13 protein-coding genes are annotated in these 14,566 nt (G+C 71.1%); 8 read left to right on the plus strand and 5 right to left on the minus strand.

Annotated elements, in window-relative coordinates:
• Positions 1–43: 43 nt before the first annotated feature.
• Positions 44–547: an amino-acid N-acetyltransferase gene (locus IM770_RS14615; protein ID WP_203581887.1), complete on the plus strand. Its 504-nt coding sequence runs from the start codon at positions 44–46 to the stop codon at positions 545–547.
• A gap of 134 nt (positions 548–681) precedes the next feature.
• Positions 682–1,389: a hypothetical protein gene (locus tag IM770_RS14620; RefSeq protein ID WP_203581888.1), complete on the plus strand. Its 708-nt coding sequence runs from the start codon at positions 682–684 to the stop codon at positions 1,387–1,389.
• Between the two features lie 205 nt (positions 1,390–1,594).
• On the opposite strand, the gene IM770_RS14625 is transcribed toward IM770_RS14620, so the two are convergent.
• Positions 1,595–3,163, minus strand: a complete 1,569-nt coding sequence (locus IM770_RS14625; protein ID WP_203581889.1) for an amino acid permease — start codon at positions 3,161–3,163, stop codon at positions 1,595–1,597.
• 186 nt (positions 3,164–3,349) lie between these two features.
• Between IM770_RS14625 and IM770_RS14630 the strand changes: the two genes are divergently transcribed.
• From IM770_RS14630 to IM770_RS14655, 6 genes are all read left to right on the plus strand, one after another.
• Positions 3,350–4,705: a glutamine synthetase family protein gene (locus IM770_RS14630; protein WP_203581890.1), complete on the plus strand. Its 1,356-nt coding sequence runs from the start codon at positions 3,350–3,352 to the stop codon at positions 4,703–4,705.
• Positions 4,686–5,486, plus strand: a complete 801-nt coding sequence (locus IM770_RS14635; protein ID WP_372430682.1) for a gamma-glutamyl-gamma-aminobutyrate hydrolase family protein — start codon at positions 4,686–4,688, stop codon at positions 5,484–5,486. The genes IM770_RS14630 and IM770_RS14635 overlap by 20 nt, the downstream gene beginning before the upstream one ends.
• Positions 5,483–6,856, plus strand: coding sequence for an aldehyde dehydrogenase family protein (locus tag IM770_RS14640; protein WP_203581891.1), 1,374 nt, complete (start codon positions 5,483–5,485; stop codon positions 6,854–6,856). The genes IM770_RS14635 and IM770_RS14640 overlap by 4 nt, the downstream gene beginning before the upstream one ends.
• Before the next feature lie 12 nt (positions 6,857–6,868).
• Entirely contained in the window at positions 6,869–7,642 is a 774-nt protein-coding gene (locus tag IM770_RS14645) for a 3-oxoacyl-ACP reductase (RefSeq protein WP_203581892.1), read from the plus strand.
• Between the two features lie 116 nt (positions 7,643–7,758).
• A complete protein-coding gene (locus IM770_RS14650) occupies positions 7,759–8,475 on the plus strand; it encodes a FadR/GntR family transcriptional regulator (RefSeq protein WP_203581893.1) in 717 nt (238 codons plus the stop codon).
• A 44-nt stretch (positions 8,476–8,519) separates the two neighbouring features.
• Positions 8,520–8,930: a dehydrogenase gene (locus IM770_RS14655; RefSeq protein WP_203581894.1), complete on the plus strand. Its 411-nt coding sequence runs from the start codon at positions 8,520–8,522 to the stop codon at positions 8,928–8,930.
• A 365-nt stretch (positions 8,931–9,295) separates the two neighbouring features.
• On the opposite strand, the gene radA is transcribed toward IM770_RS14655, so the two are convergent.
• The 4 genes from radA to IM770_RS14675 form a co-directional block, all read right to left on the minus strand.
• Positions 9,296–10,666 carry a DNA repair protein RadA gene (radA, locus tag IM770_RS14660; RefSeq protein WP_203581895.1) on the minus strand — a complete coding sequence of 457 codons (1,371 nt, stop codon included), beginning with the start codon at positions 10,664–10,666 and terminating at the stop codon, positions 9,296–9,298.
• Positions 10,667–10,851: 185 nt separating this feature from the next.
• The gene (locus IM770_RS14665; protein WP_203581896.1) at positions 10,852–12,030 is read right to left on the minus strand and encodes a serine hydrolase domain-containing protein; all 1,179 of its coding nucleotides are present in this window, start codon (positions 12,028–12,030) and stop codon (positions 10,852–10,854) included.
• A 63-nt stretch (positions 12,031–12,093) separates the two neighbouring features.
• Positions 12,094–13,047, minus strand: coding sequence for an L-lactate dehydrogenase (locus IM770_RS14670; RefSeq protein WP_203581897.1), 954 nt, complete (start codon positions 13,045–13,047; stop codon positions 12,094–12,096).
• Positions 13,048–13,086: 39 nt separating this feature from the next.
• Positions 13,087–14,502: an MFS transporter gene (locus IM770_RS14675; RefSeq protein ID WP_203581898.1), complete on the minus strand. Its 1,416-nt coding sequence runs from the start codon at positions 14,500–14,502 to the stop codon at positions 13,087–13,089.
• Positions 14,503–14,566: the final 64 nt, after the last annotated feature.

Consider the following 14,566-nt stretch of genomic DNA (forward strand, 5'->3'; position numbering starts at 1 on the left):
CGCCCTCCGCTCAACGGCCGGGGCGGCGCTCTACGCTGGACGGGTGGCAGAGTTCACCGTCCGGCCCGCGCGCACGCGCGACGTCCGCCGCATCCAGGCGCTGCTGGAGCCGTTCGTGCAGCGGCGCATCCTGCTCGGCAAGGACCTCGTCGTGCTGTACGAGGCGACGCAGCAGTTCGTCGTCGCGGAGGACGCGAACGGCGACCTCATCGGCTGCGGGGCGCTGCACGTGATGTGGGAGGACCTCGGCGAGGTCCGCACCCTCATCGTCGCGGACGGGTGGCTGCATCACGGTGTCGGCCGCGCCATCGTCGAGCGCCTGGAAGAGAACGCGCGCGAGCTCGGGCTGTCGCGGCTGTTCTGCCTCACGTTCGAGGTGGACTTCTTCACCCGGCGCGGTTTCGAGCAGATCGGCGAGCAGGTCGTCGATCCCGACGTGTACTCCCAGCTCATCCGCTCGCCCGACGAGGGCGTCGCGGAGTTCCTCGACCTCGCGCACGTGAAGCCCAACACCCTCGGCAACACCCGCATGCTCAAGCGCCTCTGACCGGCGCCCGGCGCGCCGGGTCGCGGCTGACCGGGCTGAAGACGCGCATGGGGCCGCGACAGCCGCGCGTACGGGGTCGCGGCATGCGGGGCGCGCCGACCGGCGAAGCGTCCGCCCGCGGTTACCCTGTCAGCATGACCGGCACCACTCAGCGACGTCGCCACTCCCCGGCGGTCTACCGCCGCCGGCGCATCGTCCTGCTCATCGCCGTGCTGGCGATCGCGGGCGTCGTGTGGCTGCTCATCGTCCAGCCGTGGGCGGGTGCGGCGACCGCGTCGTCCGACGACGACGAGAAGCAGCAGCCGCAGAACACCGCCGAATCGCTTCCTGTGCCCTCGAACCAGGCGACCGCGGGCGGCACCGAGACGGGCGCCGTCGAGGGCGCGGTCGTCGAGGGCGCCACCCCGACTCCCACCGCAGGCGCGACGCCGACGGCGCAGCCTTGTGTCGCGAGCGAGATCGCGGTGGCGGCGGTGACGTCGGCCGACACGTACGCCGGCGACCAGAACCCCCAGTTCACGATCAGCCTGACGAACAACGGCCCGGACTGCGTCCTCAACGTCGGCACCACCGCCCAGTCGTACACGGTCACCAGCGGCGACGACATCTGGTGGCGGTCCACCGACTGCCAGAGCGAGCCCAGCGACATGGTCGTGCTGATCGCCGCGGGCCAGACGGTCTCGAGCGCCACGCCGCTCTCGTGGGACCGCACCCGATCGGCCGTCGGCACCTGTGCCGACGAGACGCGCGCCCGTGCGCCGGGCGGCGGTGCGTCGTACTTCCTCTCCGTCGAGATCGGCGGCATCGCCTCGACCGAGCCGAAGCAGTTCCTGCTCTACTGAGCCGAACCCCCTCGGCAACCCCGACACCGACCCTGACCCCGACGCCGCGCGAAGCGGAGCGCCGACGCAGCACGGAGTAGTCGTACCCCGTCGCCACGGACGCGCGGCGGACGCGGCATCCGTCATCTCATCGTCTGGAAACGACGGAGCGGGGCGCCCCCAGGTCGCCCCGCTCCCCTTCCCCCACTAGGGTCTCTGGCCGAACCTAGGGCTTGTCGCCGAACACCTCGGGCTCCATGGCGTCGTAGCCCTCGGCCTGCGGGTCGCCGTGGCTGCCGCCCGATATCGCGTACTCCTCCTCGGGGGAGAGCACCAGGCGATGGCGGAAGAAGAGCCCGAAGCCGAGCAGGAGCACCACATACACGACCGCGATGGCGATGATCGCGGGCAGGAACGTGGGGTTCAGCAGGAATCCGACGAAGATCAGCAGCGCGATCGCGGCCGCGATGACCGCGCCGGTGATGCCCCACGGGCTGCGGTACGGGCGTTCGACGTTCGGCAGCTTCTTGCGGAGGATGATGAACGACACCATCTGCAGGAAGTACGCCAGCACTGCGCCCCACACCGCGATGTTGAGGACGATGGCGCCCGCGACGCTGCCCGACCCTCCCGCGAACTCGATGACGAGCAGCGCGATGAAGCCGATGACCGCACCGACGACGAGTGCGACCCACGGGGTCTTGCGCTTGCCCGTCAGCGACAGGAACTGCGGGTAGTAGCCCGCCCGCGAGAGCGAGTACATGTTGCGCCCGTAGGCGAACATGATGCCCTGCAGCGATGCGAGGAGCCCGACCAGGGCGAAGAGTGCGAGCAGCGCAGCGAGCTGGTCGCCGACGATCGCGCGGAAGCCGTCGAGCAGGGGCTCGGCGGCGACGCCGGTCGCTTCGGCCCCGAGCACGCCGGTGTTGAGGAACAGCACCAGCAGGCCGGTCACGATGAGCGTGCCGCGCGCCCAGAACCCCGCACGCGGGATGTCGCGCACCGGGTTGTGCGACTCCTCGGCCGCCAGAGGCAGCTCCTCGATGCCGAGGAAGAACCACATCGCGAACGGCAGCGCGAAGAGGATCGGCAGCACGCCGTGCGGCAGGAACTCGGTCTGGCCGGGGTCGGGGGCGATGTCCCACAGGTTCGCCCACTGGAACGCTCCGGAGAAGAGCGCCATCGCCGAGAACACGAGGATGATGCCGATCGAGATCACGGAGACGACGATCGCGAATTTGAACGAGATGCTCGCGCCCGCGGCGTTCAGCGCGATGAAGATCGCGTAGAGGATGATCCACCACACCCAGCCGGGCAGCGACACGTTCAGCAGCTCGGACGTGATCGCGTCGGCGTACGAGGCCGAGAAGAAGACGATGACCGCGGTCGTCGCGACGTACTCGATCGTCTCGGCGGCACCGGTGATGAGGCCTCCCCAGGGCCCCATCGCCGACCGCGCGAACGAGTACGCGCCCCCCGTGTGCGGCATCGCCGCGGCCATCTCGCCGATCGAGAAGATCATGCCGTAGTACATCGCCACGAGGATCACGAAGGCGATGAGCATGCCGCCGAAGCCGGCGAAGTCGATGCCGAAGTTCCAGCCCGAGAAGTCGCCCGATATGACGGCGGCGACGGCGAGTCCCCACAGGCCCCACACGCCGGCCGCGCGCTTGAGGCCGCGTTTCTCGAAGTAATCCTGTCCCGCCCGCGTATAGGTCGCTCCCGCGACCTTGGCGGAACCGCCCGCGGCCTGCGATGCGGGTTTCGGCTGGGGTGCACTGCTCGCTTGGGACATCGGTCCTCCAAGGAAGGGCAAAGGAAGTGCGCTCGGGTCGCAGATGCGCTTTGCGCTGATTGTGGCGCCTATTGGTCGGCTGTGTCTACCTTTGAAGCGGATTTTGGTTAGAGTGAGCGGGTGAGCGCGGTTCGGGGGGACCGCGCTCACGACTTGCGACGCACGTCGGTACAGGAGGAGGAGCGGATGCCGGGCAACCTCACCGTCGAGCAGCTGAACGAGGGCATCGCCGCCGGTGACATCGACACCGTCGTGGTCGCGTTCACCGACGCCCAGGGACGCCTGGTCGGCAAGCGCGTCTCGGCGCGGCTCTTCCAAGAGGAGGTGCTGCCGCACGGCGCCGAGGCCTGCAACTACCTCCTCTCGGTCGACGTCGACATGAACACCGTCGAGGGCTACGCGATGTCGAGTTGGGAGACCGGCTACGGCGACATGTTGCTGCGTCCCGACGTCGCGACGCTCCGGCGCATCCCGTGGCTCCCGGGATCGGCGCTGGTCATGGCCGACCTCACGTGGGAGGGCGGCGACCCGGTCGTGCAGTCGCCGCGCGACATCCTGAACCGCCAGCGGCAGCGGCTCGCCGACCGGGGTCTCGTCGCGTACTCCGGCACCGAGCTGGAGTTCATCGTCTTCGATGACACGTATCGGGATGCCTGGGCCAAGGGCTACCGGGACCTCACCCCGTCGACCGACTACAACGTCGACTACGACCTGCTCGCGTCGGGCCGGCTCGAGCCGCTGCTGCGCGACATCCGCCTGTCGATGGACGGCGCCGGGCTGTACACCGAGGGCGTCAAGGGGGAGTGCAACCTCGGCCAGCAGGAGATCGCGTTCCGCTACGCCGAGGTGCTCGAGACCGCCGACCAGCACGCGATCTACAAGAACGGCGCGAAGGCCATCGCCGAGCACCACGGCAAGGCGCTGACGTTCATGGCCAAGTTCAACGAGCGCGAAGGCAACAGCTGCCACATCCACCTGTCGGTCCGCTCGGCGGCAGGCGACGCCGTCATGGCCGGTGACGGCGAGTACGGGTTCAGTCCGCTCATGGAGCACTGGATCGCCGGTGTGCTCGCGACGCTGCGCGAGTTCACGCTGCTGTACGCGCCGAACATCAACTCGTACAAGCGGTTCGCGAAGGGCTCGTTCGCCCCGACGGGCATCGCGTGGGGCGTCGACAACCGCACGTGCGCGTTGCGCGTGGTCGGGCGCGGGTCTTCGCTGCGGGTCGAGAACCGCGTGCCGGGCGGCGACGTGAACCCCTACCTCGGGATCGCCGCCATCATCGCGGGCGGTCTCCACGGCATCGAGCACGAGCTGCCGCTGCCGGAGCGGCTGGAGGGCAACGCGTACACCGCCGGCGTCGGCCACCTTCCCACGACGCTGCGCGAAGCGGCGCAGCTGTTCGACCAGTCGGCGATCGCTCGCGCGGCGTTCGGCGGCGACATGGTGGACCACTACCTGAACCAGGCGCGCATCGAGGTCGAGGCCTATGACGCGGCCGTGACCGATTGGGAGAGGGTCCGTGGCTTCGAACGCCTCTGAACTCGACGCGGCGCCCGTGCGGCGACGCGATCCGGCGCGAAAGCCCGTGATCGGGCTGACGACGTACCTCGAGCAGGCGAAACAGGGGGTGTGGGACGTGCGCGCCGCGTTCCTGCCGCAGCAGTACTTCGACTCGGTGACGGCGTCGGGCGGCATCGCGGTGCTGCTGCCTCCGCAGCCGGATCCGGATGCCGCCGCCGACGCGGCGCTCGACGGGCTCGACGGCCTCATCCTCACCGGGGGCCTGGACGTCGAGCCGTCGCTGTACGGCGCGGAGCGGCATCCGCTCACCGATCCTGCGCGCCCTGACCGCGACGCGTGGGAGTTCGCGCTGTTCCGCGGTGCGGAGGAGCGACGGATGCCGGTGCTCGCGATCTGCCGCGGGCTCCAGCTCGTGAACGTCGCGCGCGGCGGCACCCTGCACCAGCACCTGCCAGAGGCGCTCGGAACCGAGCGGTATCGCATCGGCGGCGGCGTGTTCGCGACCAACGAGGTCGCGGTCGACGAGGGTTCGCGGCTCGCCGCACTCGTCGGGACCGGCAGCCTCGACGTGCACAGCTACCACCACCAGGGCATCGACCGGCTCGGCGCCGGACTGGTCGCGACCGCCCGCACCGACGACGGACTGGTGCAGGCGTTCGAGTCGGAGGGCGAGGGATACGTCGTCGGCGTGCAGTGGCACCCGGAGGAGAACCGCGAGGATCGCCGCCTGTTCGCGGGGCTCGTGGCCGAGGCATCCGCCTTCGCCGCGCGCTCGATCCGGCACGAGGTGGGCGCATGAGCACCTTCACCGTGATCAACCCGGCCACCGCGCGACCGATCCGCGAGATCGCCCGCACGGCGGTCGAGGACGTCGACGCCGTCATCGCCCGGGCGAAGCACATCCAGCGCGCCTGGGCGGGCATCGCACCGGTGGCGCGGGCGGACGCGCTGCGGCGGTTCGCGCGCGTGGTGGAAGAGCACGTCGAGGAGCTCGCGCAGCTCGAGGTGCGGAACTCGGGGCACCCGATCGAGTCGGCCCGGTGGGAGGCGTCCCACGTCGCGCAGGTGCTGAACTTCTACGCCGGTGCGCCGGAAAGGCTTTCGGGACAGCAGATCCCGGTGTCGGGCGGCCTGGATGTGACGTTCCACGAGCCGTACGGCGTCGTCGGGATCATCGTGCCGTGGAACTTCCCGATGACGATCGCGTCGTGGGGGTTCGCTCCGGCGCTCGCCGCGGGCAACGCGGTGGTGCTGAAGCCTGCCGAGCTGACGCCGCTGACGGCGATCCGCCTGGGCGAGCTGGCGCTGGAGGCCGGCCTGCCCGAGGGGCTGTTCTCGGTCGTGACGGGGTCGGGGTCCGTCGTCGGGCAGCGGTTCGTGTCGCACCCCGACGTGCGCAAGGTGGTCTTCACCGGCTCCACGGAAGTGGGGACGGATGTCGCGGCCGGCTGCGCGCGCGAGCTCAAGCCGGTGACCCTCGAGCTGGGTGGCAAGAGCGCGAACATCGTCTTCGCCGACGCCGACCTCGAGAAGGCCGCCGCCTCGGCGCCCGGCGCCGTGTTCGACAACGCCGGCCAGGACTGCTGCGCGCGCAGCCGCATCCTCGTCGAGCGGTCGGTGTACGACCGATTCCTCGAGCTGCTCGAGCCGGCGGTACGCGGCTTCACGGTCGGCGACCCGGCGCTCGAGACCACGCAGATGGGACCGCTGATCTCGGCATCCCACAGGACCACCGTCGAAGGATTCCTCGAGGGCGCGAACGTCGCGTTCCGGGGTTCGGCGCCGTCGTCGGACGATGCCGCATTCGGCGACGGCTTCTGGTTCGCGCCGACCGTGGTGCTCGCCGATCGCGGCGACCGCATCGCGCACGAAGAGGTCTTCGGGCCAGTGGTCGCGGTGCTGCCGTTCGACGACGAGACCGACGCGGTCCGGCTCGCGAACGACACGATCTACGGCCTTGCGGGATCGATCTGGACCGAGAACCTCGGCCGCGCGGTGCGCGTCGCGCGCGGCGTGAAGAGCGGCGTGCTGTCGGTCAACTCGCATTCGTCGGTGCGGTACTGGACGCCGTTCGGCGGGATGAAGGCCTCCGGCCTCGGCCGCGAGCTGGGCCCTGACGCCGCCGAGCACTTCACCGAGACCAAGAACGTCTTCTTCGCGACGGACTGAGAGGGAACACGCATGGATCTGACGCAGCGCCTGAAGGACAGGGTCGCGATCATCACGGGCGGCGCCTCCGGGATCGGCCTCGCGACCGCGCGGCGCTTCGCGGCCGAGGGGGCGCGCGTCGTCATCGCCGACCTCGATCCCGCCACCGGCGAGGTCGCCGCGGATGAGGTCGACGGCGTGTTCCGCCAGATCGACGTGGCCGACGAGGTTCAGGTGAACGCCGTGTTCGACGGAGTCGCGGCGGAGTTCGGGCGACTCGACATCGCCTTCAACAACGCCGGCATCTCGCCCGCCGACGACGATTCGATCGAGACCACCGAGCTGCCGGCCTGGGACCGCGTGCAGGACGTCAACCTCAAGAGCGTGTACCTCTGCTCGCGGGCGGCGCTGCGGCACATGGTGCCGGCGGGGGCGGGCTCGATCATCAACACCGCGTCGTTCGTCGCGCTGCTCGGATCGGCGACGTCGCAGATCTCGTACACCGCGTCCAAGGGCGGCGTGCTGGCGATGACCCGCGAGCTCGGGGTGCAGTTCGCCCGCCAGGGCGTCCGCGTCAACGCGCTGTGCCCAGGACCCGTGAACACGCCGCTGCTGCAGGAGCTGTTCGCGAAGGACCCCGAGCGCGCGCAGCGCCGACTCGTGCACGTGCCGATGGGCCGCTTCGCCGAGCCGGAGGAGCTCGCGGCCGCGGTCGCCTTCCTCGCCTCGGACGACGCGTCGTTCATCACCGCCACGGCGTTCGTCGTCGACGGCGGCATCACCAACGCCTACGTCACGCCGCTGTAGGGTCTGGCCATGTTCGCAATTCCGGAAGAACGACGAGATCGGATGCCGCGCCCGCGGTTTTCTGCGGGCTGCTGTTCATCCATCCGGAGTTGCGGACGAGATCAGCCGGTGGACCGATGACGGACGCGCCGCTGCGGGAGGTGCGCAAGGCCGTCTACCGGCCGGTGCGCGAGGGCAATGCGCTCGAAGACACCGTCGCCCGCCTCGCGCAGACGATCCGCCTCGGGGTCGTGGCACCGGGGGAGTCGCTGCCGTCCGAGCGTGAGCTCGCCGTGCTCTACGCCGTGAGCCGCGACACCGTGCGCGAGGCCATCCGCGAACTCGCCGACACCGGGTACCTCGTCCGCCGGCGGGGTCGCTACGGCGGCACCTTCGTCGCCGACCCGCTGCCGCAGCCGCCGCATCCGCGCGACGTCGCGCCCGCCGAGCTCGAGGACGTCCTCGGCCTGCGCCGCGTGCTCGAGGCGGGTGCCGCCCGCGCCGCGGCCGCGCGCGCGCTCGACGCCGCCGCCCGCGATGAGCTGTGGGCGCGGTACGAGCTCGTGGCGGAGGCATCCGAATCCGACTATCGCCGGCTCGACACGCTGCTGCACCTGACCATCGCCGAGCTCGCCGGCATCCCGTCGCTCGTCGCTCTCGCCGCCGAGAACCGCGCGCGCGTCAACGAGTGGCTCGACACTTTCCCGCTGCTGCCGCGCAACATCGAGCACTCGAACGCGCAGCACGAGCGCATCGTGACCGCGATCCTCGCGGGACGACCGGATGCCGCGGAAGCCGCCATCCTCGAACACCTCGCCGGTTCGGAGGCCCTGCTGCGCGGCTTCCTCGCCTGACGCCTGCGCCGGGCTCCGCGCCTGCGGGCGATTACGCTGGACGGGTGGCAGGCAAGAAGCGCGCGAAGAAGGCGAAGGAGCCGCTGGAGTTCCGCAACACGCAGCTGAGCGACGCGCTCCAGACGCAGGACATGGCCGCGGTCGCCTTCGCGCTGCGCCACGGCCCCACCGTCGTGCCGCTCATGCGCCCCGGCCAGCGCGACAACCCGCTCGACGTCGGCGAGGTCTGGACCTACCGCGACCCGAACACCGGCGACGTCGCGCTGCTCCTCTTCAGCGACGCCGCCCACAAGCCCGCGACGCTGCCGCCGGGCGTCGCGCTGCAGTCGCCCGGGTGGCTCCGCGCCTTCCTCGGCGCGCACGAGCAGGAGATCACCACGGTGTTCTTCGACATCGCCGGGCCGCACCCGCTGCAGGCCTCACCCGCCGACCTCATCGCGGCACTCGACGCCTGAGCTGACGGCGGACGCTGATGCCCGCCCGGTTCGGGGCGCGTCGCGTGCGTTCGGGGCAGGCGGCGTGCGCTCCGGACGCCACTGCTGCGCCCCGAACCCCGCGACCCAGCCGCGCGCACGCAGGAGTGCGCGGGGAGGCGGGCCGCCAGGAGGCGAAGTCCGACACTCCGAGCGGAGGGTTTGCGTCGTCGGGGGCGACGAGGGAGACTCGCCGGGTGGACTTCCTGCTCGTGGGCATCATCTGCGCCGCCGGACTCGTGGTTCCGATCGCGCTCGGGTTCGCCGATCCACGCCGGCGCCGGCGACCGCGCGGGCGCTGACCGCGGTGCCGCTCGCCTGGGCGGTCGCGTGGCCGGGTCGCCGGGTCAGAAGTCGGGGATGTCTTCGCCCGGCCGCCCCTTCGACCGCGTGCGCACGTCGCGGACCGCTCCGCCGAGCGAACCGGAGCGATGGTCGATCACGTCGCGATATCCGAGGCGCGCACCCTCGCCCCGGCGCTGCGTCGCTTGCGTGACGGGCCGCACTTCGCCCGCCAGACTGAGCTCGCCGACCGCGGCTATGTGGCGCGGGATGGTCCACCCTTCGACCGCGCTGGCGACGGCGAGGGCGATCGCGAGGTCGGCGGCGGGTTCGGCGAACCTGACGCCGCCGACGGTGGAGACGTAGACGTCCTGATCGGAGGTCTTGATCCCCATCCGCTTCTCGAGGACCGCGAGCACCGTGGCGACACGGGCGGCGTCGACGCCGTTCACGATGCGGCGAGGATTCCCCGACTTGCTGTCGATGGTGAGCGCCTGCACCTCGACGGGCAGCGCGCGACGCCCCTCGAGGGCGATCGACACGCACGTGCCGGGCTCGGTGCTGCCGTGGCCCAGGAACAGGGCGCTGGGGTCGGGCACCTCGGCGATGCCCGCGCCCGTCATGTCGAAGCACCCGACCTCGTCGGTCGGGCCGAAGCGGTTCTTGAGCGCGCGCACGAAGCGCAGCGACGTCTGCCGGTCGCCCTCGAACTGGCACACCACATCGACGAGGTGTTCGAGGATGCGGGGGCCGGCGATCGAGCCGTCCTTGGTGACATGGCCGACGATGATCGTCGGCAGTGCGCGGTCCTTCGCGACACGGATCAGCGTGGCCGCGACCTCGCGCACCTGCGACGGATGCCCCGCCATGCCCTCCGACAGGGCCGACGACACCGTCTGCACAGAGTCCACGATCAAGAGGTCGGGAGCCACGTCGTCGATGTGCCCGAGGATGGTCGCGAGGTCGGTCTCGCTCGCGAGGTACAGCTCGTCGTGGAGCGCTCCGGTGCGCTCGGCGCGGAGCCGCACCTGCGCGGTCGACTCCTCGGCGCTCGCGTAGAGCACGCGGCGCCCGGCCTGGGCGGACTGCGCGGCGACCTCGAGCAGGAGCGTCGACTTGCCGACGCCCGGTTCGCCCGACAGCAGGATCGCCGCCCCGGGCACGACCCCTCCGCCCAGGACGCGGTCGAACTCGCCGACGCCGGTCGTCCGGCGGGGAGCGTCGGACGTGTCGATGCGCGTGATGGGCTGCGCGGCCCGAGCGGCCCCGGGCGCCACCGGGGTCACGGAGCGGAGGATGCCGGTCTGCTCGGCGGCCTCGACCACCGTCCCCCACTGCTGGCACTCGCCGCAGCGCCCGACCCACTTGAGGGTGGTCCACCCGCACTCGGTGCACCGGTAGGGCGCGGTCTGCGTCGGGCGTCGGGTCGCGGCCATGCCCCCAGCGTAGGCGGGACGCCCGACATCTCCCGGAGCCGCGCGCCGGAGCCCGACCCGCGGAGCTGGCAGCCGCGCGCCGGGCCCGGCCCGCGGAGCAGGGAGCCGCGCACCAGCGCCCACCCGCCGACGCGGAGGCCCGAGTGCGGCGGCGGCGGGGGCCGCCGGCATCCGTCCCCCGATGCTCAGCCGAGTGCGGCCGCGAGCTCCTCGAAGAGCGTGGGCGCCGGCTCGCCGCCGCCGTCGAAGGCGATGTCGCTCGACGTGACGACGATGATCGTGGCCTCTTCGTCGTAGGAGTGGAAGACCGAGGTCGTGAAGCCCGGGATCGTGCCGGAGTGGCCCCACCACCCGTCGGGGCGCTGGCCCCAGCCGAGTCCGTAGCCGCCTTCCGGCGTGTTGGGCGGCGGCGCCGAGAGGATCGAGTCGCGTCGCAGCTGCTGCAGCTCGGGCGTCAGGACGCCTTCGCCGGTGAACAGGGCGTGCGCCCACAGGGTGAGGTCGTCGAGCGTCGAGACGACTTCGCCGGCCGTCGATCCGAACGAGGGGCTCCAGTCCGTCGCATCGACCGGCGTGTCGTCGGGCTGTCCCTGCACGGTGATGCCGCGCAGGTGCGGCTCGTCGATGGCGGGCGAATCGCCCGGATAGACGGATGCCTCCATCCCGAGCGGTGCGAAGAGCCGCTCGTCGAACACCTCGGCGATGGGCTGGCCGAGCACCTGCTCGATGACCATCCCCAGCAGCACGTAGTTGGTGTTGGAGTACACCCACGTCTCGCCCGGAGCCCCGTCGAGCGGCAGCCCCTTGGCGTAGTCGAGCAGCTGCTGCGGTGTGAAGACGGCGGACGGATCGGTGAAGTACATCTGCTCCCACGCGGGGTCGAGCGAGTACGACGGGATGCCGCTCGTCATGTCGGCGAGCTGGCGCAGCGTCGCAGCCCCGTTGGGTGAATCGGGCACGTACTGAGAGATCGGATCCTCGAGCGTCACGAGGCCCTCACCCACCAGCTGCAGCAGGATGGTCGCCGTCATCGTCTTGGTGAGGCTGCCGATGCGCGTGCGGTCGGCCCCCGACGGTTCGACGTCGGAGCCCAGCGCCACGCTGCCCGCTGCCCCGGTCCAGACGCCGTCGGCCGTGACGACCCGCGCGACGACCCCCGGCAGGCGATCGCCGATCGGCGCACCGTCGAGGACGTCCTGCAGTGCGGATGCGGTCTCGGTGGGAAAGGACTGCGCGGTGTCCGTCGCGGTCGGTGTGGCGACCGGTCCGGCCGCCGGCGCGGCGCACCCGGTGACCGTGAGAACGACAGCGGCTGCGGCTGCGGCGAGCGCGCCCCGAGCGCGCGCGGTGAAGCGTGTGTGCACGATGACCCCCGAAATCGTCGATGCAGGACGAGACTAGCGGCCCCGGCATCCGTTCGGGCGAAGTCAGCCGCGCAGCGAGTCGGCGACCTTCTTCAGCGCGTCGGCGGAGGCGTGGAGGAGGTCGAGCTCCTTCGCGTCGAACTGCGTCTCGCGGATCGGCTCGGCACCTGCCGCGCTCACGACCGCCGGCACCGACAGCGCGACGCCGTCGACGCCGTGGAAGTCGTGCAGCACCGGCGAGACCGGCATGACCGCCCGCTCGTCGTTGAGGATCGCCTCGATGATGCGCGCGCTCGACAGGCCGATGGCGTAGTTGGTCGCGCCCTTGCCCTGGATCACCTTGTAGGCGGCGTCGCGCACGTCGACGGCGATCTGGTCGAGCTCGTCGGCGGTCATGCGGTCGCCGCGCGGGGTGACCCACTCGAGGATCGGCACGGTGCCGATCGTCGCCTTCGACCACAGCGGGAACTCGGTGTCGCCGTGCTCGCCGACGATGTAGGCGTGCACGCTCGAGGTCGAGACGCCCGCGCGCTCGGCGAGCTTCCAGCGCAGGCGCGAGGTGTCGAGCACGGTGCCCGAGGCGAAGATGCGCTCGGGCGGCAGTCCGGTGTCTTCCTGTGCGAGCACCGTCAGCACGTCGCACGGGTTCGTGACGATGACGTAGATGGCGTTGGGCGCGGCCTCGAGCAGCTGCGGCATCATTTTCTTCATGATCCCGGCGTTGACGCCGGCGAGCTCGATGCGCGTCTGGCCCGGGTCCTGCTTCGCGCCGGCCGTGATCACGACGACGTGCGATCCCTCGACCACCGACAGGTCGCTGCCGCCGATGATGTCGCTCGAACCCGTGAACTGCGTGCCGTGGGCGAGGTCGAGCACCTCGGCCTCGACCTTCTGCGTGGCGATGTCGTAGAGCGCGACGTGGCGGGCGGATCCGCGGATGAGCGCGGCGTACGCGGTGCTCGCGCCGACGCTGCCGGCTCCGACGACGGTGACTTTCGAGTTCTCGATGACGGCCATGCGGCCAGTCTTGCAGGGCACGGATGCCGCGGGCCAGGGTCACGCGCCGGGAGAATGCATCGCGTCGGAGTCTCGGTCGGGATTGCGGATGCCGAGGAACGAGGTGATCCCGCCCGCGATCATGAGCGCCGCCGTGACGATGGCGGCGCGGTGGAATCCCTCGAGGTCGAGAGCGCCGCCGACGATGGTCGCGAGGAGGGCGATGGCGATGAGTCCGGCGACGCGGGCGACGGCGTTGTTGACCGCGGAGGCGATGCCGGAGCGCTCCGGACCGATCGCTCCGAGGATCGCCGACGTGAGCGGCGCCACCGTGAGTGCGAGCCCGGCACCCATGACGATCATGCTGGGGAGCACCTGCCACCAGTACGAGAACTCGTGGTCGACGGTGAGGAGGAGCAGGGCGCCCGCCCCCATCAGGACCGGGCCGACCGTCATGAACAGGTGTGGGCCCCACTTGCCGCTCAGGGTGCCGATGCGGGAGCTGAAGAGGATCATCAGGATCGTCATCGGCAGGCTCGCCAGGCCGGCCAGGGTCGCCGGGAGACCGGCGCCCTCCTGCAGGTAGACGACCACCACCAGGCCGTTGAGGGCCAGGGCGCCGTAGATGAAGGTCGTGGCGACGTTGCCCGTCCAGAAGTTGCGGACGCGGAAGAGGTCCAGCGGCAGGATCGGGTGGCTGACGACTCGCTGGCGCAGGATGAACGCCGTGAACAGGGCCGCGCCGCCGAGGAGGGGGATCCAGATCGCCGGCGACCCCCACCCGAGGTTGGGCTGCTCGATCAGCGCGTAGACCATGCCGCCGAGCCCCAGCGTGCACAGCGCGGCGCCGATCCAGTCGATCGTGGCACCTTCGCGCCGGCTGTCGCGGATCCCGCCGCGCGCGAGGAGCAGCAGCGTGATGCCGATGGGCAGCACGTTGATGAGGAACGCGAGCCGCCACGATGCGAGGTCGACGAGGACGCCGCCGATGAGCGGGCCGACGATCATGGCCGAGGTCGTCATCGCGGTCCAGATGCCGATGGCGCGCCCCTGCGCGGCGCCGGAGAAGTTCGACGTGATGAGCGCGAGCGAGCTCGGCACGAGGAAGGCGCCCGCCGCACCCTGCACCGCCCGGGCGACGATGAGGAACTCGGCCGTCGGCGCGGCCGCGATGGCGATCGAGGCGATGCCGAACCCGATGAGCCCGATCCGCAGCACGAGCACACGGCCGTACGCGTCGCTGACCGAGCCCGCCACGAGGATGAGCGCGCCGAGTGTGATGAGGTACGCGTCGACGACCCACTGCTGCGTCGTGATGCCGCCACCCAGTTCGTCGCTGATCGCGGGGAGCGCGACGTTGACGATGGTGCCGTCGAGGAACGCAACGAACGATCCGAGTACGGCGATCCAGAGCACGAGCCGCTGGATCGTGGTCGTGGGGTTCGCGAGAACGGGCGGTGCACCGTCGTCGGCCATGGTCCCCACGCTAGCGCCGCCCGGCGACGCCGGGGCCGGTGGGTGGCGGCGTGAGCGCGCTGCG

It is taken from the genome of Microbacterium hibisci (genome assembly GCF_015278255.1).
In the GTDB taxonomy this organism is placed as follows: Bacteria; Actinomycetota; Actinomycetes; order Actinomycetales; family Microbacteriaceae; genus Microbacterium; species Microbacterium hibisci.